The sequence below is a fragment of the Rhodococcus sp. P4_F3_2 genome, assembly GCF_056401335.1.
This window is the reverse complement of record NZ_JBFUJN010000022.1, coordinates 1-23,152: the sequence shown is the minus strand read 5'-3', so window position 1 is coordinate 23,152 and position 23,152 is coordinate 1. Positions and strand designations below refer to the sequence as shown.

18 protein-coding genes and 1 riboswitch are annotated in these 23,152 nt (G+C 61.5%); of the genes, 9 read left to right on the top strand and 9 right to left on the bottom strand.

Features of this window, described 5'->3' with window-relative positions:
* Nucleotides 1–224: 224 nt before the first annotated feature.
* Nucleotides 225–1,226: an MBL fold metallo-hydrolase gene (locus AC1DWA_RS22330; RefSeq protein ID WP_397510527.1), complete on the top strand. Its 1,002-nt coding sequence runs from the start codon at nt 225–227 to the stop codon at nt 1,224–1,226.
* 42 nt (nt 1,227–1,268) lie between these two features.
* Here the strand turns inward: AC1DWA_RS22330 and AC1DWA_RS22325 are convergent, their stop codons facing one another.
* Both AC1DWA_RS22325 and AC1DWA_RS22320 read right to left on the bottom strand, forming a co-directional pair.
* Complete coding sequence (locus tag AC1DWA_RS22325; RefSeq protein ID WP_477846129.1) at nt 1,269–2,189, bottom strand: universal stress protein; 921 nt, start codon at nt 2,187–2,189, stop codon at nt 1,269–1,271.
* Nucleotides 2,186–3,631: an amino acid permease gene (locus tag AC1DWA_RS22320; RefSeq protein ID WP_060938958.1), complete on the bottom strand. Its 1,446-nt coding sequence runs from the start codon at nt 3,629–3,631 to the stop codon at nt 2,186–2,188. Before AC1DWA_RS22320 ends, AC1DWA_RS22325 begins: the two co-directional genes overlap by 4 nt.
* Nucleotides 3,632–3,791: 160 nt before the next feature.
* On the opposite strand from AC1DWA_RS22320, the gene AC1DWA_RS22315 reads away from it, so the two are divergent.
* Nucleotides 3,792–5,585, top strand: coding sequence for an alanine racemase (locus tag AC1DWA_RS22315; RefSeq protein WP_153212422.1), 1,794 nt, complete (start codon nt 3,792–3,794; stop codon nt 5,583–5,585).
* Between the two features lie 31 nt (nt 5,586–5,616).
* Complete coding sequence (locus AC1DWA_RS22310) at nt 5,617–6,459, top strand: hypothetical protein (protein WP_153212423.1); 843 nt, start codon at nt 5,617–5,619, stop codon at nt 6,457–6,459.
* On the opposite strand, the gene AC1DWA_RS22305 is transcribed toward AC1DWA_RS22310, so the two are convergent.
* Nucleotides 6,460–7,434, bottom strand: a complete 975-nt coding sequence (locus AC1DWA_RS22305) for a TauD/TfdA dioxygenase family protein (RefSeq protein ID WP_477846128.1) — start codon at nt 7,432–7,434, stop codon at nt 6,460–6,462.
* A gap of 111 nt (nt 7,435–7,545) precedes the next feature.
* Here AC1DWA_RS22305 and AC1DWA_RS22300 point away from each other — a divergent pair, with 111 nt between their 5' ends.
* Nucleotides 7,546–8,094 (top strand): nuclear transport factor 2 family protein, encoded by a 549-nt coding sequence (locus AC1DWA_RS22300; RefSeq protein ID WP_477846127.1) that lies wholly within the window; start codon nt 7,546–7,548, stop codon nt 8,092–8,094.
* Nucleotides 8,095–8,097: 3 nt separating this feature from the next.
* On the opposite strand, the gene AC1DWA_RS22295 is transcribed toward AC1DWA_RS22300, so the two are convergent.
* Nucleotides 8,098–8,331: a hypothetical protein gene (locus AC1DWA_RS22295; protein ID WP_477846126.1), complete on the bottom strand. Its 234-nt coding sequence runs from the start codon at nt 8,329–8,331 to the stop codon at nt 8,098–8,100.
* A 280-nt stretch (nt 8,332–8,611) separates the two neighbouring features.
* Here AC1DWA_RS22295 and AC1DWA_RS22290 point away from each other — a divergent pair, with 280 nt between their 5' ends.
* Nucleotides 8,612–10,105, top strand: a complete 1,494-nt coding sequence (locus AC1DWA_RS22290) for a stealth family protein (RefSeq protein ID WP_477917062.1) — start codon at nt 8,612–8,614, stop codon at nt 10,103–10,105.
* 51 nt (nt 10,106–10,156) lie between these two features.
* Here the strand turns inward: AC1DWA_RS22290 and AC1DWA_RS22285 are convergent, their stop codons facing one another.
* The 3 genes from AC1DWA_RS22285 to AC1DWA_RS22275 all read right to left on the bottom strand — a co-directional run bounded on the left by AC1DWA_RS22285 (nt 10,157) and on the right by AC1DWA_RS22275 (nt 13,971).
* Nucleotides 10,157–11,524: an NtaA/DmoA family FMN-dependent monooxygenase gene (locus AC1DWA_RS22285; RefSeq protein ID WP_397510523.1), complete on the bottom strand. Its 1,368-nt coding sequence runs from the start codon at nt 11,522–11,524 to the stop codon at nt 10,157–10,159.
* 20 nt (nt 11,525–11,544) lie between these two features.
* Nucleotides 11,545–12,891, bottom strand: coding sequence for an LLM class flavin-dependent oxidoreductase (locus AC1DWA_RS22280; RefSeq protein ID WP_477917045.1), 1,347 nt, complete (start codon nt 12,889–12,891; stop codon nt 11,545–11,547).
* A riboswitch (SAM riboswitch) is annotated at nt 12,874–12,987 on the bottom strand. Its footprint overlaps the gene before it by 18 nt.
* A gap of 78 nt (nt 12,988–13,065) precedes the next feature.
* Nucleotides 13,066–13,971: a phosphodiesterase gene (locus tag AC1DWA_RS22275; protein ID WP_477846125.1), complete on the bottom strand. Its 906-nt coding sequence runs from the start codon at nt 13,969–13,971 to the stop codon at nt 13,066–13,068.
* A gap of 339 nt (nt 13,972–14,310) precedes the next feature.
* Between AC1DWA_RS22275 and AC1DWA_RS22270 the strand changes: the two genes are divergently transcribed.
* On the top strand, nt 14,311–15,660 hold the full coding sequence (locus AC1DWA_RS22270) for a dicarboxylate/amino acid:cation symporter (RefSeq protein ID WP_477917043.1): 1,350 nt from the start codon (nt 14,311–14,313) through the stop codon (nt 15,658–15,660).
* Nucleotides 15,661–15,798: 138 nt separating this feature from the next.
* Nucleotides 15,799–16,158, top strand: a complete 360-nt coding sequence (locus AC1DWA_RS22265) for an excalibur calcium-binding domain-containing protein (RefSeq protein ID WP_020970160.1) — start codon at nt 15,799–15,801, stop codon at nt 16,156–16,158.
* Nucleotides 16,159–16,209: 51 nt separating this feature from the next.
* On the opposite strand, the gene AC1DWA_RS22260 is transcribed toward AC1DWA_RS22265, so the two are convergent.
* A complete protein-coding gene (locus tag AC1DWA_RS22260) occupies nt 16,210–17,319 on the bottom strand; it encodes an alpha/beta hydrolase (RefSeq protein ID WP_438472163.1) in 1,110 nt (369 codons plus the stop codon).
* A gap of 111 nt (nt 17,320–17,430) precedes the next feature.
* Here AC1DWA_RS22260 and AC1DWA_RS22255 point away from each other — a divergent pair, with 111 nt between their 5' ends.
* Nucleotides 17,431–20,613 carry a DEAD/DEAH box helicase gene (locus AC1DWA_RS22255; protein ID WP_477846123.1) on the top strand — a complete coding sequence of 1,061 codons (3,183 nt, stop codon included), beginning with the start codon at nt 17,431–17,433 and terminating at the stop codon, nt 20,611–20,613.
* Between the two features lie 113 nt (nt 20,614–20,726).
* Nucleotides 20,727–21,302 carry a TerD family protein gene (locus tag AC1DWA_RS22250; protein WP_003940660.1) on the top strand — a complete coding sequence of 192 codons (576 nt, stop codon included), beginning with the start codon at nt 20,727–20,729 and terminating at the stop codon, nt 21,300–21,302.
* A gap of 82 nt (nt 21,303–21,384) precedes the next feature.
* Here the strand turns inward: AC1DWA_RS22250 and AC1DWA_RS22245 are convergent, their stop codons facing one another.
* A complete protein-coding gene (locus AC1DWA_RS22245; RefSeq protein WP_477917041.1) occupies nt 21,385–22,797 on the bottom strand; it encodes a plasmid pRiA4b ORF-3 family protein in 1,413 nt (470 codons plus the stop codon).
* Nucleotides 22,798–23,152: the final 355 nt, after the last annotated feature.

Sequence of the window (23,152 nt, the reverse complement as noted above, 5' to 3'; positions counted from 1 at the left end):
CGATCCGAGGACGCGCCCAACGCAACGAATTCGCGAAACACGCTATTCAGCAGGACCTTTCGACTCAATGAGACCATTCAGTCGATAAAACTCTCACCGATCCGAAGTCGACCGAAAACATGCCGAACTCCCGCCAGGCAGGACCTGTGTCACCGACCAATCAAGCGCACGGTAAACATGAAGTACTAAGAGTGCGTTCCCTTACTCGTTAAGAGGTACTTGATATGAATGGTGCGGCAGCCATCGGTGATGGCATATTCCAGATTCCTGTCCCGATCACGGACAACCCGCTCGGGCACACGCTCGTCTACGCCATGGAATCCCCCGGCGGACTGATCTTGGTCGACGCTGGTTGGGGTGACGACAACGGCTGGCAGGGCCTCAACGCGGGGCTCGCCGAGATCGGACATTCGGTGACCGACATCGAGGGCGTCGTGGTCACGCACTTCCATCCGGACCACACCGGACTGTGCGGACGGGTCCGCGAGGCGTCCGGCGCCTGGATCGCCATGCATGAGGACGACCACTACCTGTTCGATCAGATGTCGACTGCGCGTAACGACGAGTGGATGGCATATCAGCTAGAGAACATGGAACGCGCTGGAGCACCCGCAGCCGACCGCGATGCCTTCCGGCTGGCTGCCGCGGGCGAGTCTCCCGTGGGCCCCGAGTCCGCACCCGACCGCCTTCTCGCCGACGACGAGATCATCGCACTCACCGGCCGCGGCCTCCGCGTTGTCTACACCCCCGGCCACACGCCTGGTCACGTCTGCTTCTACCTCGACGACGCCGACATCATGTTCACCGGCGACCACGTCCTGCAGAAGACGACACCACACGTCGGCAACTTCGTGTACCCCCTCGACGAACGTGACGCCCTCGCCGATTTCCTCGACTCGCTCGCACGAGTGCAGAACATGAACATCACCCGCGGTCTCGGCGCTCACGGCATTCCGATCGACGACGTCGGAGGTCGCGCCGGCGAGTTGATCGAGCATCACCAGGAGCGACTCGATCACCTACTCCAGGAGTTCGCCGACGACAAGCTCACCGTGTGGGACGTCGCGGCAAAGATGAAGTGGTACAAGCCGTGGGCCGAGATCTCCCCGATGGGAAAGACGATGGCGCTCTCCGAGGGCGCAGCTCACCTTCGCCATCTGGTTGCCCGAGAGCAGGTCTCTCAGGTTCCCGGCTCCGAGCCGGCGCTCTTCGCTCGCTCCGTCTGAAAGAACAGGGCCGACAAGCACTCCGCTCGTCGGCCCTGATCTCTATTCCGCTTCGGCCTGATCGACTATTCGGGTCGACGCCGATCGCGGGACCACCACCACCGGAACCGGTGAGTACCGCACGATCTTCGCCGCCCGACTGCCGAGGAACACCCGCGCCAGTGGACCTGCCTTGCTCGAGCCGACAGTCAGAACGTCACCTCGGTCCCACTCGACGCCCTCGAGCGCCTCGGCCCAGTTACGACCATGGCTGATAACCGATTCCATGACGTCGGGTATTTCGAGCAGTGCACGCACGCGCTCGAAGGCAGCGTTGGTCTCGCGCTCGACCACCTCGGCCCACTCAGAGATGATCGGTGAATCCCCCTCGGTCCCGAGTGTGGTCGTGTACTGCGCGTTTGCGCGAACTGCAAACGCCGCCAGTCTGAGTCCGGCATCGACACGCGCAGCCACGGTCGCGGCGGCGAGCACCAGATCGTCTTGATCGGGTGTGCCCGAGTATGCGGCGGTGACGCGGCGAACCACCTCACCGGGCTTGGTTCGAAATCCCCTCGGCGCCAGGGCGACCGGAACGTCGGAGCTGTGCAGCAAGCGTGAGGTGACACTGCCGAGAGCCACGTGACCGAACACCCCGGCCGTAGACGAATCCAGGACGATCATCTTGGCTTCGTGCTCGTGAACGAGATCAAGCAAGCCACTCGACGTCGACTGAGCCTCATGCACGACATAGGTCACGTAGACGTCGGAGGGCATGTCTGACCGCGCTTTCGCCAGTGCCGCTTCGGCTTCGGCTCGCAACTGCTGGTGGTATTCGGCGTCGACACGCGCCATCCCGGGCGGTGGCGGCGAGGGAATCACCGCGCAGATCACCAGCGGTTCACCGGACGAGCGCGCCAACAGCGTTGCCAGATGGACGGTTCCGGAACTGTCACCGTCGGGTGCGTATCCCGCGAGCAGCGTCATGACTCGGACTCCGATCCCAATTCGGCGCGGTTCTTCGCCCCGAGGCGCGAGTGCTTCATACCGTAGGCGAAGTACCAGATGATCGCGACGGTCACCCAGACGAGGAACACGTAGATCGTGACGGTTCGGAGGTCCTTGATGATCCACAGGCAACCCAGGATCGAGAGGATCGGCGTCACCGGATAGCCGGGAACTTTGAAGCTGCGCGGCAGGTCCGGGTCACTGCGCCGCAGGATGATGACCCCGATCGAGACCACGAGGAAGGCCACCAGGGTTCCGATACTGGTCATTTCAGCGAGGAAGTTGATGGGAATGAAACCGGCCAGAATGCTGATGACGACGCAGACGATGATGGTGTTGGGCACCGGCGTCAGAGTCCGTGGGTTCACCTTGTGGAAGATCGACGGAATCATGCCGTCGCGTGACATCGCGAACAGAATGCGGGTCTGACCGTAGATGACCACGAGCGTGACGCTGCAGATCGAGATCACCGCACCGGCGGCCAGAAGTGTTCCCGGCCAGGTAGATCCGGTCACCTGTTCGAGGATGGCGGACAGCCCGGCTTCCTGACCTTCGAACGATGCGGAATCCTGTGCACCGATCGCCACGGCGACAACGGCGATGTAGATCGCGGTGACGGACACGAGCGCAATGAGGATCGCGAGAGGGAGATTGCGACGAGGGTTCTTCACTTCTTCGCCGGCAGTGGACACAGCGTCGAGGCCGATGTACGAGAAGAAGATGATTCCGGCGGCGGACATGACGCCACTGAATCCGAACGGTGCGAAGTCGGCGAAGTGATTGCTGTTCCATCCGGCGATGCCGACCACGATGAAGAGCAACAGAATTGCGAGCTTGATCGAGACCATGATGGCGTTGGCCTTGGCCGATTCACTGGCGCCGCGGATGAGCAGAACACCGCACAGGCACACCAGGATCACTGCGGGCAGATTGATGATGCCGCCCTGCTCCGGCGCTTGTGACAACGCGTCGGGGATCTGGAACCCGAAGAGGTTGCCAAGCAGCTGGTTCAAGTATTGCGACCATCCGACGGACACCGCCGCGGCCGAGACTCCGTACTCGAGAAGCAGACACGCGCCGACGGCCATGGCCGGAAGCTCTCCGAGCGTCGCGTAAGCGTAGGAATACGACGAGCCCGACGCTGGGACAGCTCCGGCCAACTCCGCGTAACAGATCGCCGTGAGTCCCGCGACGATACCGGCAACAACGAAGGAGATGATCACTGCCGGACCGGCGACCGGGACCGCCTGCGAGAGGACGAAGAAAATACCGGTGCCGATCGTGGCGCCGATGCCGAACATGGACAACTGCGCCAAACCGATACTGCGGGTCAGCTCACCGCCGTTGGTATCTGCGCCGGTCTCCTGGTCTATCTGCAAAGCCGGCTTGCGCCGAAGTACGTGTTTGACGAGAGTAGCCATCGACGCTCCTCTAGAGTGCCTGGTAGGAAACTGTTGTATCCTCATACTGCACGTAAGTGTCCTGCGACACAACAGTTGGAGCAAAGTTGCCCAGCTCACGCCAACCGTCCGGTCTGGAATGCCCGGATCGTGAACCGCCTTCGGAGAAAACGGGGAGATCATGACCGGACCGACCATCACCGTCGACCTGCGTCGTATCGAACAGAATGCGCGCGTCCTCGTCGAGGCGTCCAGCGCTCACGGTATATCGGTGGCCGGTGTCAGCAAATCTACGTGCGGATCCCCCAAAGTGGCACGAGCAATGGTCCGCGGCGGCGTCACGCAGATCGCCGACTCCCGCCTGGACAACCTGGCCCGCATTCGCCGCGACGGCATCACCGTTCCCCTGATGCTGATCCGCGCACCGTCGCTGAACGAGATCGACGACACGATCCGCTACGCGGACATCAGCCTCAACTCCGAGTTGACGACGATTGCTGCTCTGGGCAGAGCAGCACAAACGCGAGGAGTCGTCCACGACATCGTGCTGATGATCGACCTCGGAGATCTCCGCGAAGGGATCCTGCCGGCGGAGGCGTTGGACGTAGTCGCTGAAATCCTTCCCATCGAGGGCATCAGACTGATCGGAATCGGCGCGAACCTCGCCTGCGTCGGCGGCATCCAACCGACCGTCGACAACCTGTCGAATCTGGTCTACCTAGCCGACGAAATCACGAAGCGGTTCTCGATCGAACTGCCGATCGTTTCCGGCGGCAATACGTTCTCGCTGCCACTACTCGAGACGGGCACGATGCCCGAGGGGATCAACCATCTGCGTTTGGGCGCCAGCATCGTACTGGCCGAATCACCTACTCCCCCAGGACTGTACGAACTGCTGAACAACGATGCCTTCACTCTCACCGCGGACATCATCGAGGCCAAGGTCAAGCCGTCGCGGCCGTATGGAGTCTCAGGCGAAGACGCATTCGGCCGACGCCCCGTCTTCGACAACGAGGACAAGCCGAGCCGACGCCTGATCTTGTCCATCGGCCGCGAAGACATCTCGCCGGAAGGCTTGACCCCGATCGATCCGCGCCTGAAGGTGATCAGCGCCAGTAGCGATCACCTCCTCGTCGACGCCGGAGAAACAAGCGACGAATACCGACTGGGTGGCACCATCGACTTCACGATCGATTACGGCGCGCTCTTGATGGCGATGACATCGCCCTACGTCGAAAAGCGCTACGTCCTGGGCACCGAACCGATCGATGCCAATGCGAGCGTCGAATTGATCGACCTCGAAACTACCGGGCTGGCAAGCCATCTCCTCGATCACGGTCTGCGCGAGGACATGTCCGGAATCGGTTTCAGCTGCATTCAAGCCGAGAACGCCGCCGCGGATCTCACGACGTTGCCGCTGTGGCTCACTACCGAGGCCTGGCAGAACACCAGAATTCCGATCGCCACCGAACCCGGAACCGATTTGGGTGCAATCATTTTCGCCTCCCACGGCGATATCGAACAACTGCTGTCGTCGGCAGCGGATCTGCACGGCCCCAGTTTGGAGAACACCGTCTTGGTGGGCGTCAAGAACGCCACGGTCGATCACAAGCGCGCACTCGACGAGTACGGGGTATTGCTGGTGACGATCGACGAGATCGATCGCCATGGCATGGCGGCCTTGATGCCTCGCGTCCTCGCCGCGGCGGGCCAGGGTGTGAACGGCGTCCACGTCCACTACGACATGGACATCATCGACGGGCGTGTTCTCGGCGTCGATGACACGACACATCTGGGCGGCCTCACATTCCGAGAAGCGCACCTCGCCGCCGAATTCATCAGCGAGACCGGCCTGACGAGATCGATTTCGATCGGCAGCGTCGCGGCAGCGGCTTCCGATCCCCTCGGACGGCAAGCGACCTTCGTCGATGGACTGGTTGCATCGCTGCTCGGGCGCAAGGTGGTCAAAGCCTGACGTTGTCGGCAGCCCTTGCGAGAATCGTTCGATGATCACGCGGAGCTCCGGTCAGCACGTATTCATCGCACTCGGCACGCCGTGGCTCGATGCCGTGGTCGCGTTTCTCGAACCCCGTGCCCGTGTCGATCCCTGGATCATGCGCGGAAAGATGGCCATCGGCGACCTGTTGATCACTGTTCTCGACACCACTCCTCGCACGCTGCTCTGCATCGAGACCGTGGCTGCGCCGTTCGACGGCACGTCGCGGATGGAAGTCGATGAACGCCCGTACGAACTCCACGGTTTGCCCACCGTTCCCGAACTCGAACAACGATGGTCCATCACGTTTCCCACGGATCCAGGGCCGGTCGACGACGCACTGGCCGACCGGATTCTCACGGCCGGCCAGTCGCACTATGCGCACTACTTCGGCGACATCGACACGCTGGATCCGACGTCCACAGCTGCCCACGCCCGAACGTTGATGAACGAGCGGGGAAACTGCACAGGTTGCAGCTCACCGATGCCGTTGCGAAAGTTCAACAGCGGCGATCGCCTTCACTTTCATTCCGCATCACGGATCTTCAGGCAGGCTGAATCTGGTGACGACTACCCAGCCGTCCTGTGCCGCAAGTGCACCGGAAGGATGGCCACGTCTGGGCACACCAACTTCATCGACTACATGCTGGCGAAAAATCCACCGTGCCCACACTGCGGTGCACACAGAACCGCTCAGTGTTCCCCGGGGATGCCGGTCCATCCATTCGATCACCTACCGTGGCTCGCCGGAACAGGCTGCGTCGTGGGACCGGACACCCCGGAATGGACGTGCCGAGCATGCAATCACTCATGGGGACAGATGTTCCCGCCGGATCACCCGCAGCACGACTGATCAGTTCGCGGCAAAGCCGGGAAGCCGGTCGATGTCTGCAACGATCGAGAACTCGGATGCATCGCCCTTGATGATGCGGCTCTGCTCACCGTGGACGTCGACGGGAACGTCACCGGCCAACGTCACCCGGTGCACACTGCGTGCCTGAGTTCCGTAGTCGGCGATCCCGTAATGCTGAGTCGCCTGGTTGTCCCAGATCGCCAGGTCGCCGGCCGTCCAGTTCCATCGAACAGTGTTTTCCAACTTGATGATTCGCGCTTGCAGCAGCTGGTAGAGAGCAACCGACTCCGACGGCTTGAGCCCGACGAACTCCTTGAAGAAGTGACCGAGCAGGAGGGTCTTCTCCCCCGTCGCCGGATGGATCCGCACTACCGGGTGTTCGGTCTCGTAGATCTCGCGAGTGAATTCGGCGTAGTAGGCCAGGCGCTGCGCGTCCACTGGGTTCGCCTGGTTGACAACCTCGGCGTAGTCGTAGGCATTGGTGTGAACGGCACGCAGATTCTCGACAAATACCTTGAGCGAAGCCGGCAGTTGTTCGTACGCAGCGGTAGTGGACGCCCACGTGGTCGCTCCGCCGTACTCGGGAATGGTCGTCGCTCGCAGAATCGAGGCTTTCGGAATGCGGTCGACAAACGTCACGTCCGTGTGCCAACTGTTGGCGGCTCGGTCGAGCACCAACAGCTTGTCGCCCCTGGACTTCACCGTCGGATGCGGGGTGGTCTGGGTGCCGAGGGTTCCGGCGAATTCGTACTGCGACGTGTCGTCGAGATGATGCTGCCCACGGAAGAACACAACCTTGTGCGCTGCCAGCGCATAGTTGATCGCGTAGGCGGTCTCTTCGGACAAGTCCCCGGAGAGATGGACGCCGTCGATGCGGGCGCCGATCAGTTCGCCTACTTTGTGGACGGTGATTCCGCCGGCAGCGTAGATCTGCTCCGGGGTCTGGGTGACACGTTCGAGTTCGGTGACGGACATGGCGATCTCCTGTGAGTCGGTCAAGCCTACGGGCGCGGCAGTCGTCATGGCGCTGCCTACTGTGAACACTCAATCATTTACGCTGCGGGCTCGAATACGGTTGAACTCGAGGTGATCTCAAAGTTCGCCGCTCCCTCGCCGGAGAATATTGCCGCTCACTGGGACGAGGCCGTCGTCGTTGTCGTCATGAGCTGTAGCGTGCGATCTGCCGCACCCACGTCTACGGAGGACAGCATGCAACCCGAGGGCCCTGCCGAACAGATTCGTTCAACGCTCGCTCGCATCGCGCACCTTGCCGATACCGGCTCGGTCGAGGATTACGTGGAGCAGTTCACCCGCAAGGTCGAATGGAACATGCCGGCCAATCCCGATCGCGGTATCCCCGCACAGGTACGACGTGGCCGTGAAGAAATTGCTGCTGGAGTAGTCGAGCGCAGGGCGGCCGGAATTCAAGGGCCTGGCACGTTCACGCGTCACGTCACCACGGCGATCGCCGTGAACGTGACGTCGGAAACTACAGCCCGCGCGGATGCGGTGTGGACGTTCTACGTCGACACGACCACAACTCCCAAGCTCAGTGGCGTCGGGAGCTACGCCGACGAGTTCGAACTCGAAGATGGGCGGTGGCGACTGTCGCGACGAGTGATCTCGCGCGGCTGACGTTCAGTCTTCTTCGCCGGTGATCGCCTCACACCAGTCTTCGACCTGATCGATCCCCTCTTCCGTCCATTCCGGGCTCATGTCTTCCAGTGCATCGAAGACCACCTCGCAGGTCAGCATCTCTGGTGAACCCTCCGACCCCGCCGTCTCGGCGCCTTCAGCAGAAGCTGCGGCAACTGGGCCGGCGGCCAGCGCAACAGCCATCGCGCCTGTTCCGACCATCGCTTTCACACGCATCGGTTCTCCTCCTTCACTCTCGCTTCGGCCCTCGGGGTACCCGACTCGCCCCGCCCTACCCATCGCCGTCACTCATGTCCGACTTTCGGCGCCGACAGCATAGACTGAGCTCGTCGCCACCATGCTCTCGCAGCGTCGGGGGCGACAGATACACAGCTGGATCAGAATCGGAAGGCATCCCATTACAGAATCTCCCGCTCCGCACGACATCTACTTCGTACCCCCGGAGCAGGACAGCCCCAATCCCGTGGAACCGGCGTCGGCCGCGTCACGCGCACGGATGGGCGAGCTACCCGAGACCGTCCGATTCAAGAATCGTTTTGCCCTCGCGATCACGACCACCACGCCGYTCGAAGCGATGGTCGAAGATCTCCTCTTCATCCGCGACATCCTCGACGCCGCAGGAATCGAGTATCTACTCGTCCGCGGAAACGACGAGCGCCCCGTGATCGCGGTGAGCTGGACCGAGCGCAAAAACCTGCGGCAGGCACTTGTCGAGGGATGCGCAAACGCACCCTTCTATTCCAAAACCGTCGACGCGAAGAAGAGCCCCGCGCTCCTTGTCGCGGACGGTGCCCTGTCGAAAACCAACAAGTCACGGATCTTCCGCTTGTTCCGTCCGAGGGTTCACGTCGCAAGCGGCATGAACTACGGCGCGAACATCGGCGTTCAAATCGAATTGTGGTCGATTTCCGACGAAGAAATCGTCCTACCCGTCGAGAACTCACTGACACGACGAACCGTCCTCCCCGAAGAAGCTGTCCGAGGAACCGTCGAGCGATTCGGCCGGATCTGGCCGACTATCGAGAACATGTTCGCCGATCATGCCTCCGATATCAGCTTCGATATCGATCTGGTCTTTTCCTGGGTCGACGGCTCTTCCAAGGAGTTTCAGGCTCAGCGCGCCAAGCGCATGCAGAACTACATCGTCGGAGAGGGCGACGAATCAGAAGCGCGCTTCCGTCAGATCGACGAGCTCAAATACGCGCTTCGATCCATCCACATGTACGCGCCGTGGATCCGGCGGATCTTCGTCGCAACCGATTCCGATCGTCCGGACTGGCTTGCCGACGATCCGCGAGTCACGTTCATGCCCAGCGAAAAGTTCTTCGCCGATCCAAGTGTGTTGCCCACCCACAATTCTCAAGCTGTCGAGTGCCAGCTGCACCATATTCCGGGTCTGGCAGAGCATTTCCTCTACTCCAATGACGACATGTTCTTCGGTCGCCCCGTCGGCCCTGACATGTTCTTCTCCCCCGGTGGGATCAGCATGTTCATCGAGGCCGACACCAGAATCGGATTGGGACACAACGACAACGACCGCAGCGGGTTCGAGAATGCGGCCCGCGTCAACCGCCGTCTGCTGCAGGACCGCTTCGGTCTGATGACCACCAGACATCTGGAGCACGCAGCGACGCCACTACGCAAAAGCGTGATGGCCGAGATGGAACGCGAGTTCGCCGAAGACTTCGCCGCAACTGCAGCAAGCACCTTCCGCGCGAGTTCCAATATCTCGGTGACCAATTCGCTGTATCACTACTACACACTGATGAGTGGACGGTCGGTGGTACAGAAGTCCGCAGCCGTCAAGTACGTCGATACGACGGTCAAAGCCGGGTTGCGCGACATGGACTCACTGCTCGCCAAGCGCTCCATGGACTTCTTCTGCCTCAACGACGGCAGCGCTCCGGAGATCGATCTGGAACTTCGCACACGCAAGATCACGGAGTTTCTGGAGAGCTATTACCCCATCCCGGCGCCCTGGGAAGCCTAGACAAAACAAGGGCCCAGCCGATTTCGGCTGGGCCCTTGCTACTTCGGTCGATCAGCGTGCTGTCACATGCTCCCGTTGCACCGGAATGGGCAGACCGAGATTGTCACGCAACGTCGTTCCTTCGTAGTCACTGCGGAGAACACCTCGATCCTGCAGCAGCGGCACCACGTCGTCGACGAACTCGTCGAGGCCGGTCGGCACAAGGTGCGACCCGAGGATGAACCCATCCGAACCGTCGTTGCTGACAAACGAATCTATTTTCTCGGCAACCTGCTGCGGTGTACCGACGATCGGTCCACGCTCGAACTGATCGATCACCACTTCGCGCAGATTCAACTTCTTGCTCTCGGCTACCGCGCGCAGTTTTGCGACGGTCGCGAAACGATCTTGGTGAATGAAGGCGCGGCCCTGGATGATCGGCGGAGCCTCGGGATCCGGAGCGATATCGGGTAGTGGTCCTTCGGGGTCGTACTTCGACAGATCGAGATTCCAGATCTGTTCGAGCAGAACCAAAGCGGTCTGGCCGGTGACCTGCTGGTCGCGAATCTCTCGGTACTTCTCGATCGCATCTGCCTCCGAGGTGCCGAGAACAAAACTCGCCGACGGCAGGATCTTGATGTCACCCGGGTCACGTCCGGCCGCGACGGCACGTGCTTTGATATCGCGATAGAAATCGGCCGCCTCGGGCAACTGACCGTACGGTGAGAAGATCGCGTCGGCATTGCCGGCAGCAAAATCGCGCCCCTGCGGCGACACCCCGGCCTGCAGAATAACCGGGCGCCCTTGCGGGCTACGCGGCACTGTGAATCGGCCGTTCACGTCGAAATGCGATCCATGAAAAGCGAATTCACCGGCATCCGGTCTCGCGAGAAAGTGCCCTGATGCCTTGTCGGCCACGATGTCGTCGCTTCGCCACGAATCCCACAGTTCACGCACCAGCGCTACGGTCTCCTCCGCACGCTCGTATCGTTGCGCGCGGTCGAGGTATCCGCCGCGGCGAAAGTTCTGGCCGGTGAATGCGTCGAACGAGGTGACGACGTTCCAGGCGGCACGCCCTCCGGACAACTGATCGAGCGTCGCGAATTGGCGGGCCAGTTCGTACGGCTCGTTGAACGTGGCGTTGATGGTGCCGGCCAATCCGAGGTGTTCGGTTACTGCCGCCAACGACGCAAGGACCGTGAAGGTGTCCGGCCTACCGATGATGTCTTGGTCGAAAATCTGTCCCGCACGCTCACGAAGGGCGAGGCCTTCGGCGAGGAAGAAGAAGTCGAACTTCCCACGCTCGGCGGTTCGAGCGGTGTGCTCGAAAGAATCGAACTCTATCTGGCTGCCCGCCTGCGGATCCCACCATGCAGTGTGATGGTTGACGCCGCCGAGGTAGGCACCCAGGATGACCTGCTTACGCTTCTGAGAACTCATGAGAATCTATTCCTCGTCTGTCAGGCGGCCGGAGTGCCGGCGGCGTAGCGGTTGGGAACGTCGATGGGTAGACCAAGGAGTCCGCGAAGATTCGCCTGCGGATATTCGGTGCGGAATACGTTGCGTCGCTGCAACTCAGGCACCAGCTCACCTGCGATGGCGTCGAGGTCGTCCACGAGGAAGCCCGGCCGCAAACGGAAGCCGTCGATTCCCAACTGCTGCCACCGGAGAATAAGATCCGCCAACTCCGCAGCAGAGCCGGTGAAGGTCAGTGCGTCCGAACGGTATTCGGCGCCGGCCTGCGCGTCGAGGCGAGCGAGCCGTTCCTTTCCGGTTTCTTCCGGCGTATCGAAGAAGACGACGATGTCGGTGAAGACCCGAAGAGGTTCGCCGGTGCGCTGCACGTGTTCTTCGGCTGCTCGCACTTCACCCAGGATTGCCGTGACCTGCTCGTCGTCGAACGGCGTCACGAACACCAGATCGGCCGTCCGCGCCGCCAGTTCGTACGCGACCCGCTGATGTGCCAACGCGGTAACGACGGGATGCCCCTGCGGCGGGCGCGGAGTCACCGACGGTCCACGGACCGAGAGGTACTTTCCCTCGAAGTCGATGTAGTGCAGCTTGTCCCGGTCGATGAATCGACGCTGTTCGACATCACGGATCTCGGCGTCGTCCTCCCAACTGTCCCAGAGTCGCCGGATTACGTCAGCCGCCTCCGCAGCTTCGTCGAACAGGTCGCGCACGAAGTCCGGGAGGACGCCTGAAACGATCGACTGACGGTCGGCATCGGTGAGCGCGGGGATGTCGCGACGCCCGAACTGTGCTGCCTCGGATTCCGACGCCGAAACCTTCACCTGCCATCCGGCGCGACCGCGCGAGGTGTAATCCAGCGTGGCAACGGCTTTGGACACGTGGAACGGCTCGGTGTGAATGGTGGTGATGGTCGGGATCAATCCGATGTTGCTCGTGATCGGTGCCAGTCGGGCGGCCACGAGATGTGCGTCGAGCCGAGCGCRCACCCGATCAACCGCGTCGTCGACGGGCTCGAGTGGGTTGGCCGGCACCGAGAGACTGTCCTCGATGGTGACGAAATCGAGCAGACCACGCTCGGCGGTCGTCACCACGTCAGTCCAATACGACGCGCTGAACAGCTCACTCGGGCGCGAGTGCGGCTCTCGCCAGGCTGCAGGATGCCAACCGGCACCGTCCAGCGCTACGGCGAGATGCAACGGAGCAAGATGAGAAGAAGGGGTGGAGGTCATCGGCGCATACTCCTGTTCGAGAACTACTCGGGAGCGCACAGTGCCGACCGCAGAAACCGTCAGCACCCGACTGACGGTTCTCGTGGCGACTGCCGCTTGCGACACGCACCGCGCGTATCGCCAGGTGTGATTCCGGGGCACCCCATCGGCATGAAGGGTTGCCGTCCAGCTAGCCGGTCCTTGTTGCTGGAGCTCTGCACCTACCTCGACGGTAGTGAGGACGCGACCGCCCGGCAATCACCCAGAACTGCGCCGGGGTGCCGGAAACCGCCTGCCACCTCAGATGATCGAGCGTGCCGCCTTTTCGCTCTCGAGGATTCGAATGCCGGCAGCACTGAGCCTCCGGGCACCCTCGGCCGCGTCGACGGGCTCACCGACCGTCACGTGCGCGCCGAGTGGAACGACCGAATGAACAATTGTCTCGTCGTAGACGTGCACCAGGTTGCACCCCTGAGCCCCGTCACGACCACGCTGACCACCGAATTCCACGTTCAAGTCCTGGGTGTAACACGTCGACGACGCCACGGACACCGGAATGCCGGCGAACGTCGCCGTCGTCGAATAGTGCAGATGCCCAGCAAGAATCGCCCGGACGTCGCTGCCACGCAAGACGTCTGCCAACCGGGACTGATCGCGCAACTCCACCAGAACCGCGAGATCCTGAATGCACGGAACCGGCGGATGATGCAGCGCCAGAATTGTTCCGTCGGGCGCGGGCACCGCCAATTCTGAGCGTAGCCAATCCAATTGACGATCCGAGATCTCACCGTAGTGGTGACCGGGAACCGACGAATCCAGGGTGATCACCCGCAGTCCGTCAAGGTCGTAGACGTTGTCGACGGGATGATCGGTGGCGTCCTCGCCCAACAGCAGAGACCTGAAAGTAGAGCGGTCGTCGTGGTTGCCCATCGCCCAGATGACCTGCGCATCGATCTCGGCCGCCACGGGTTCCACGATGGCTTTCAATTCCGCGTATGCGTCGGGGTGTCCCTGGTCGGTCAGGTCGCCGGTGAATATCAGTGCATCCGGGCGTGCGCCCGAGGCCACGATCCCGCTGAGCACTTCCCGCAATCTCGTCGACGCATCCACGGCGTCGTACAACTCCCCCTGAGCCACCAGATGTGTGTCACTGAGGTGCACCAGGAAATGCTTCGGACGCGGGTACTCGGCATTCCGAACGCTCATCGGTCTCTCGCTTCCGCTTGCCGACGCTTAGGCGCCGGTGCGGCACCTACTGATCGTCGAGACTAGTCAACCGACCAACAGTGACTGATCGGGGCACGCCCGACGAACACGAAGCGAACTCCCGCGGCGACCCTCGGGATCGAGTAGTTGAAGCTGCGAGTAGTGTGTGGACAGTGTTGTTCCTGACCAGTCGGCGTTACGTCGACCTTCGCCTGCAGGCGAGCGCAATGTGTACGCGCTCGCTCTGACCTGACGCGTACCAGGAAACATTTCTTCGAATCTGCCCGGCCTCTGGTGCCGCGCTGCGTTTCGCTCCCTTGATTTTCGAAAGGCATAGTCATGCCCAGCTCCACCTCCACCGGCGTGCCGGAAAAGTCCACGTCCCGTTTTCCGTCCTGGGCGACGGCATTCGGACCGCAGATCGTCGCCGGTCTCGTACTCGGCGTCATCATCGGTCTCGTCGCCCGGGCAATGCCTGATGCAGCCGACGGCAACGTCAACTGGTTGGTCGGCACCGTGCAGACCATCGGTTCGAGTTACGTCAAGCTGCTCACCGTTGCGGTGATCCCGCTGGTGTTCACCGCCATTGTCAGCTCCATCGCCAACCTGCGCCAGGTCGCCAATGCAGCTCGCCTGGCCGTCCAGACCTTGCTCTGGTTCGCGATCACCGCTTTCATCGCTGTGATCATCGGCATCATCGTCGGCCTGATCACCGATCCCGGTTCACGGACCGACGTCGCCGCCGAAGCAGCGAAGGAACCCAAGAGCTCCGGCTCGTGGTGGGCGTTCATCACCGGACTGGTTCCGAACAACTTCCTGGGGTTGGGTGCAAAGACTTCCGTCGCCGAAGGCGTGGCGACTACATCGCTGAGCTTCAACGTCCTGCAGCTGCTCGTCATCGCCGGCGCAATCGGCATTGCTGCACTCAAGATCGGTCCCAAGGCTGCGCCGTTCCTCGAGTTCAACGCTTCGCTGCTCGCGATCGTCCAGAAGGTCCTGTGGTGGATCATCCGCCTCGCCCCGATCGGTACGGCCGCACTGATCGCCAACGCTGTCGCCACCTACGGCTGGGATGCGATCGGCTCGCTGGGCGTCTTCACCGCCGCCATCTACATCGGTCTGGCCATTGTCTTCTTCGTGGTCTACCCCATCCTGATTGCCGCACACGGTCTCTCGGTTCGAAGCTTCTTCTCCGGTGTCTGGCCCGCAACTCAGCTCGGATTCGTCTCGCGCTCGTCGATCGGCACCCTGCCGCTGACCGAACGCGTCACCGAACGCAACCTCGGTGTTCCGCGTGAGTACGCCTCGTTCGCCGTTCCGCTCGGTGCCACCACGAAGATGGACGGTTGCGCCGCAATCTATCCCGCGATCGCGGCAATCTTCGTTGCCGGCTTCTACGACGTTCCGCTGACCTTCACCGATTACCTGCTGATCGTCGTCGTTTCGGTCATCGGCTCGGCAGCAACGGCCGGAACTACGGGTGCGACAGTCATGCTCACACTCACACTCTCCGCCCTGGGTCTTCCCCTGGCCGGCGTCGGACTGCTCCTCGCAGTCGAACCGATCGTCGACATGGGCCGTACCGCAGTCAACGTCACCGGCCAGGCACTGGTCCCGGTCATCGTCGCAAAGCGTGAGGGAATCCTCGACAAGGAGCGCTTCGACGCTCCCCGCAACGGTGATCCCTGAGCAATACGGTGCGGGGACGCTGCTTTTCACCCCAGGTTTCACCCTTCCTGAAATAAACCATTTGGTCGTTATGACCAGTATGCTCAGCCGGCACAGCCCTCCGAAGTGGAAGGGCTGCCCAGTTGAACACGAGGTCACATGAAGCTCCGCCGTCTGGCATTCAGCATCGCAGGTTGCGCCGCAATCACTCTGGTTGCCGCACCCGCCGCTCAGGCATCCACGGTTTTCGATTTCCTACCGATCGAGATCGCACGCATGATTCCGACTGGCTCTGCCGACGCAGTCCAGCCGTTCCTTCCCCCGGTCTTCGCACCGCCTGCACCGCCCGCTCCGCAAGCGCCCCAGAACCAGCCGGCGCCGCAGAACACTCCCGCACCGGCGCGGTATTACCAGAACTGCACTGCCGTGCGTAACGCCGGCGCAGCTCCGTTGTACCGGGGCCAGAACGGATATGCCCCGCATCTCGACCGGGACAACGACGGCATCGCCTGCGAGTGATCCAACGCTCGGGTTGTGGTGCACCCACAACCCGAGCACTGTTGTCGACCGTCAGACGCCCAATGCCCGGGACAGAGTCGGCCACGCCTTGGGCAGTCGTTCACGCCAATATGCCCACGCGTGTGTGCCGTTCGGCTCGTAATCCACCTGCGCCGGAATCTTCAGCTCCTGCAAACGTGCGTCGAACATCTTGGTGCAGGCGTGCGCAGCAACCTCGATGCCGCCGCCGATCACCAGACGCTCGAGTAGTTCCGGAGTCTGCAGCGTCTCGTCAGATCCGGGACGACCATTTGCCGTCGACACGTAGATTTCCTTGCCACGCAACTTCTCTGCGTTGATCAACGAATCGTGTGCCTCCCACTCCGGGCCCCCTGGCACACCCCAGATGTTGGCCGGATCTCCGCTTCGAGAAGAAATCGTGGCCTGGACGGCAGTTCGGCCGAGCGGATCCATCGTGGAATAACAGCCGCTGAACACGGCAACGCCGCGATACATGTCCGGAAAGCGTTGGGCGAGCATCATTGCACCCATTGCGCCCATGGAATTGCCGGCAATCGCGTTGATTCCGTTGGTCTTGAGTCGCGCGTCGATCAGCGGTGGCAACTCCTCGGTGATGAAGGTTTCCCACTTGTGCAGTCCCAGCCGCGGATCCGGATTCTCCCAGTCCGAGTACAGGCTCGCGATCCCACCGTTGAGCATCACGACGTTGACGTTCTTGTCGGCGAAGAACGCCGGGGCGCCGCCGATCGTCATCCATCCGCTGCTCTTCTCTCCGGCGTCGACGCCCTCGAGCATGTACAGCGCCGGGCGCGGAACCGAATTGTCCGCGGGTAGCAAGATCTCGACGCCGACCTCGCGTCGAAGTGCAGGCGACGCCACCGTCAGCCTGACTGCCTGCGGTGCGGTCACCTTCTCGCCGACGATGGCCGGGACGACGATGTCGTCGCGCAGCTCCGGCTTGGGGCCCGGATCCTCCTGAAGCGGTCCTGGGATCGTCGACCCCGAACTCACGCTGCCCTCGACGCTGCCCAGACTTCCCGAGCTCCCGGAACTCGGCGCTGCCGTCGACAGTCCGCCCAACTGCAAAGAAAGTGCACAGACGGCCAAACACACCGCACCTGTGCGCGCAGATCGGATCCACGCACGCCGCTCAGTCCTCATGAAACTCCCAAACCAGTCAAAGATGTTTCCGTGAACATACCGTGCAGTTCGGACTTTCTTGGACAAACGACCACGACAAGATCTGTCGGTCACCGCTACTAGGCTGGCCCCGTGCAACCGGATTCAGTCAGGGCCCTCGACCTCGACCGAATTCGCGCTGTCGTGGGCACAACCACCTACGAACGCGGACTTACCTACCTGCGGCAGAATGCAGTCGAATCCATCGCATGGAACGACACCGCTGACACCTTGACCGGCGCTGTATCGGGAACTGCGCGAGAGCCGTACACCTGCACGATTTCGGTAAGTCGCAGCGCGGCCGGTAAAGCAACGTTCACGCGTGGCCTCTGCACGTGTCCCGTGCGGATGAACTGCAAGCACGTAGTCGCGTTGGTGCTCGCAGCGGTGGCCGAGGCGAACAAGACTCCACAACACCTCGGATGGGACAGCACGCTCGAGGAGTTGCTCCGACCAGACCCGGCCGGCCGCACTACACGTGGACTTGGCATTCAATTCACCACCCGAACCAAGGGCGCATCGACAAGGCTCATCGTCAAACCCGTACAACCAGGAGCGAGAGGGTGGATCTCCGGCGGGCTCGCCTGGAACAAGCTCGGAAGCACTTTTCAGTTCCCCGCGGATCACCTCCGGGTTCTACGCGACATACATCTCCTCCACAGCGCCGGCAATTACTACAGAAACCAAAATGCCGCGGAAATCGATCTTGCCGGGTTCGCGAGCCCGCAACTCTGGTCTCTTCTTCGTGAGGCGATCAGCGTGGGCGTTTCACTCGTTCACTCGAAGGCCGGCCTCGGCCACATCTCCCTACTCGACGATGCCAGCATCTGCCTCGACGTCCACGGAGCGGAAGACAACAACCTCCGCCTGACGCCCCGAATTCAGGCCGGTGGGCACATCGTGACTCATTCCGACTGGGGACTGGTCGGCACGCCGGCACATGGCGTCTTCGCGCTCGACGCCGCCAACGCGATCACTCTCGCACCACTGCACACGCCGATAACTCACCAATTGAGGCAGTTGATCGACTCCGGAAAATCGGTCGACATACCCGCCGAGCATCGGGATGCATTCACTTCGCGGTTCGTGTTCAAACTCGGAAACCTCGCTCCCGTCATATCTTCCGACGGCGCCTACAACCCACCGACTGTGTCCGGTCCTCGGCTACAACTGATGGCCACTTACGCGGACAACCACCGCATCGACATCGAATCGGCATGGAAGTACACCGTCGATGCCGACGAACTGATCATTTCTACCGCAGACACAACCACCGACGAGTCCGAGATCCGCAACCACGTTGCCGAAGATGCCATTGCCAAGAGCCTCGGTGCGGCCGCGGCGAAGGCCACTCTCGCGGGAACGTTGACCGGCCTCGATTCCATGCAGTTCACACTCGACCTCCTCCCCCAACTCGACGCGAACGACGACGTCGACCTCACCGTCGTGGGCACTCCCGCCGACTATCGGCCCGCAGACGACGCTGTCGTGATCGGCCTCAGCACGTCAGCCCCCGACGGGAACAGCGGATCCGACTGGTTCGACCTCGACGTCACCGTCGACGTTGCGGGACAAAGCGTTCCGTTCACCACGCTGTTCTCCGCCCTGAGCAAGGGTGAGACTCACATACTGCTGCCGGACGGCGCCTTCTTCCGACTCGACGCACCCGAACTTCTCGGTCTACACCGACTCATCACCGAAGCGCGGTCGCTGCTCGATCGACCAACCGGCAAACTCGCGATCAGCAAGTTTCAAGCCGGGCTGTGGGAAGAATTGACGGCACTGGGAAGAGTCGAACATCAGGCAGCAGCTTGGAAGAAGCAGATCGCAGGATTGCTCGGCGGTTCCGGGATCGATCCCGTCGACGTCCCCGCCACGTTGACGGCAACACTGCGCCCCTATCAGGTCGACGGATTCCGCTGGCTCAACTTCCTCCGGCAGCACAGCCTGGGAGGCATACTCGCCGACGACATGGGCCTGGGCAAGACCCTGCAAACTCTCGCAATGATCTGCACTGCACGGCAATCGAATCCAGCGGCGCCGCCCTTTCTGATCGTTGCTCCCACCAGCGTGGTCTCCAATTGGAAATCCGAGGTGGCCAAGTTTGCACCAACCCTCCACACCGCTGTCATCACGGATACTCTGCGGCGCAGAAGAACCGACCTGGCAACACTCGTCGACGGGGCGGACATCGTCGTGACGTCGTACGCTCTCTTTCGCCTCGACACCGATGCGTATTCGGCGGGCGTCTGGTCCGGACTGGTACTCGACGAAGCCCAATTCGCCAAGAACCACAAGTCCAAGGTCCACAAGTGTGCGACGGCAGTGAACGCACCCTTCAAACTCGCGATCACCGGCACTCCCATGGAAAACAATCTCATGGAGTTGTGGTCGCTCCTCGCGATCACTGCACCAGGACTGTTCCCCAGTCCCACCACCTTCACCGACGTCTACCGCAACCCCATCGAAAAGGAAGGCGACACAGAGCGATTGGCGCAACTTCGGCGGCGCGTCAAACCGCTGATGGTTCGGCGCACCAAGGAACAGGTGGCTGCAGACTTGCCGCCGAAGCAGGAACAGATACTCGAGATCGAGTTGCATCCGAGCCATCGCGCGATCTACGACACCCACCTGCAACGCGAACGGCAGAAGATTCTCGGACTGCTCGACGACGTCGACAAGAACCGATTCACGATCCTGCAATCGCTGACGGTGCTACGCCAACTCAGTCTCGACGTCTCGCTGGTCGACGAGGAAAGCGGACCTGTCCCCTCAGCCAAGGTCGACGCTCTCGTCGAGCAATTGGACGACGTCATTGCGGGCGGACACCGTGCGTTGATCTTCAGCCAATTCACCGGGTTCCTCGGTTCTGTCCGCAAACGACTCGAAGTGGAAAAAATTCCGTACAGCTATCTCGACGGTTCGACGCGCAATCGCGGTGAAGTGTTGGAGGAGTTCAAGTCTGGCGTAGCCCCCGTATTCCTGATCAGCCTCAAGGCTGGTGGCTTCGGCCTCAACCTCACCGAGGCCGACTACTGCTTCATTCTCGACCCTTGGTGGAACCCGGCCGCCGAGTCACAAGCGGTCGATCGCACTCACCGCATCGGGCAGACACGAAACGTCATGGTCTACCGTCTCATTGCCAAAGACACGATCGAAGAGAAGGTCATGGCGCTCAAAGCCAAGAAGTCGGCATTGTTCTCGAATGTCATGGACGCCGAAGGGACACTCGGCACCGGACTCGACGCCGAGGATCTTCGCGCGCTGTTCGAGTGAGGTAGCTATTCGGTCGAACCGCACCTACCCGCTCACGGTAATGTGAGTCGAGAACGGACAACACAGAACTCCCGAACGAAGTAATCCACTTCGTTCGAACGAGAGGAACCTGAATGGGCGTCACACTTGCCAAGGGCGGCAACGTATCTCTGTCGAAAGCCGCACCCAACCTCACCAAGGTCGCAGTCGGTCTCGGCTGGGATGCACGCAGCACCAGTGGTGCCGACTTCGACCTCGACGCCAGCGCGTTGGTCACCGGCCCGGAACGCAAGGTTCTTTCCGACCTGCACTTCGTCTTCTACAACAACCTTCGCTCGCCCGACGGATCCATCGAGCACACCGGCGACAACCTCACCGGTGAAGGTGACGGCGACGACGAAGTCATCAACGTCGACCTCCCGGCTGTACCGCCCAACGTCACCAACATCTTCTTCCCCGTCTCGATTCACGACGCAGATGCCCGACTCCAGTCCTTCGGGCAGGTCACCAACGCCTACATCCGCGTCGTAGATCTGTCGAATGGATCCGAGCTGGCACGATACGACCTTTCGGAAGACGCTTCCACCGAGACCGCCATGCTTTTCGGTGAGCTATACCGCCACAACGGCGAGTGGAAGTTCCGCGCAGTCGGACAGGGCTACGCATCCGGACTCGCCGGCATCGCCCGCGACTACGGCGTCAACATCTGATCTCTACCAGGACACGAAACGGGGTTCGATTCGGCATTGCCGGATCGAACCCCGTTTCGGTTGTCTGCATCGAACGCGCGAGTTAACGCTGCAGGATCGCCCTAGCGAGGTGAGCTGCCCAGGGAGAGTCCTCTTTGGTGCCGAACTTCCCCAGCTCGTACCCCGTAGCGCCGATCAAACCGAGCACCTCTACGGTGCTCCCGGACGTGTCACGTTTGGAAGTCTGAGCGCCGGACATGAGGATGCTTGACGACCGAATCGACTCCAGTGCTCCCGCGACGAAGCGATGACGATCTGCCGGCGACAAACCAGCGGCTACGGCGAGGAGGACAAGAAGTTCCACTGCTCTCTGCGAGCCGCCCGGCGCAACCGGAACGCTGTCGACGATCACCGACCACATGATTGATGCGTCCTGCTGCGCTGACTGTCCCCGCTTCGTCAGCACAATCTGCCCTTTGTGCTTTCGCACCAGGCCAAACCTCTTGAGTACTGCGAAGAGTGATCGCCCCTTGGGAAGGTTGACAGGTCCTAGTTCGGGTTCGTCGAGCATTGCGTCGACCGTCGTGAAGAAGTCATCAGCGTCGACCCCTTCGACACCGATCAGCGTCAGGACCGATTGAAGGCGTTGGCCCGCCTCGACGTGGACCAACTCTCCGATTGCCGACTCATCGTCAATGCCGGCTCGGGCGAGGACCGCGCGCAGTTCCGGGACTCGCGAGGGTTGCAGGCATTCGACGAGCATTGCGGTGTCGTACGGCGCAACGATCTCGTCCGGTCGAGGTATATGAAGCCGATTGTTGACCTCAGCGATCTCGAATCGTGTCGGCTCGAATTCGGTTTGCGGCCATTCGAGGGTCCATTCGTGGGAGCGCAACATCTCCGAAGCGAGGACACCGAGGAGCTGCTCGTACTCGTCAGGCCCGACGCATTCCTCCGGCGGACACGCACCGCGACCCGCGGCACACACAATTTGGAATCCGTCGGGCAGTACTTCCGAAGATTCAAGTGTCAGCGTGTGACTCCAGTTTCCGAAGCGTCCGTAGCGATATCTAAGTTCATCGCCGGGCGAGACCATGACCTCGTCCAGACGTACCGCAGACTCTACGATCGCCACTCGTCCGGCGAGGCGCTGCTCGGCGTTGCTTCCGGAAGCTACATACTCTTCGACCTCGCCGGGAAATCGGGTTCCTGACTTGGACCACGCGTGCGAATGACGGTCACTCCACCCCATTGCCCGTTGAACCACCGAATGCAGGTCACCCAGATTCAAATCCGACGCGACGAGAATTCGTCGCCAGATCTGAGTGGATACATTGTCGACGCTGATACGTATCGCGTATTGCGCCGGAACCGCGCGCCTCTTCGAACGTAACGATCGCGCAATCTGAATGCCCCCACGCACTCCGCCAGCTTCTTGTACAAACCTTTGCAGTTCTTCAGGTTCCGTCGGAACGAGTCGCAAATGCGACACCCGCGAGCTGCTCAACCCCACCATGACACTCAGCCTAGGCCAAAGTACTAGGGACAAAGGCACAAAATCGGAGAGTACTTCGCACCTATGAGAGGGTTCACAATCTGTACCTTGGCTAACCAGTCGCTACGTGCGTCGGCGCTGGCATCTTCCTCACCCAATTCCTGCCCTGGTCGTGCCCTGATCGTGCGAACGGTACGTTCGGTCGATCTGAGGCGACGAATGTACCGTTCGCTCGAAGTCGGGGGTGTGCCGGCCGTGTGCTCCCGCTCGTGATGGTGTGAACGGTACGTTGGGTCGATCTGAGGCGACGGACGTACCGTTCGCTCGATCCGGGGGGTGAGGCGACGGACGTACCGTTCGCTCGATCCGGGGGGTG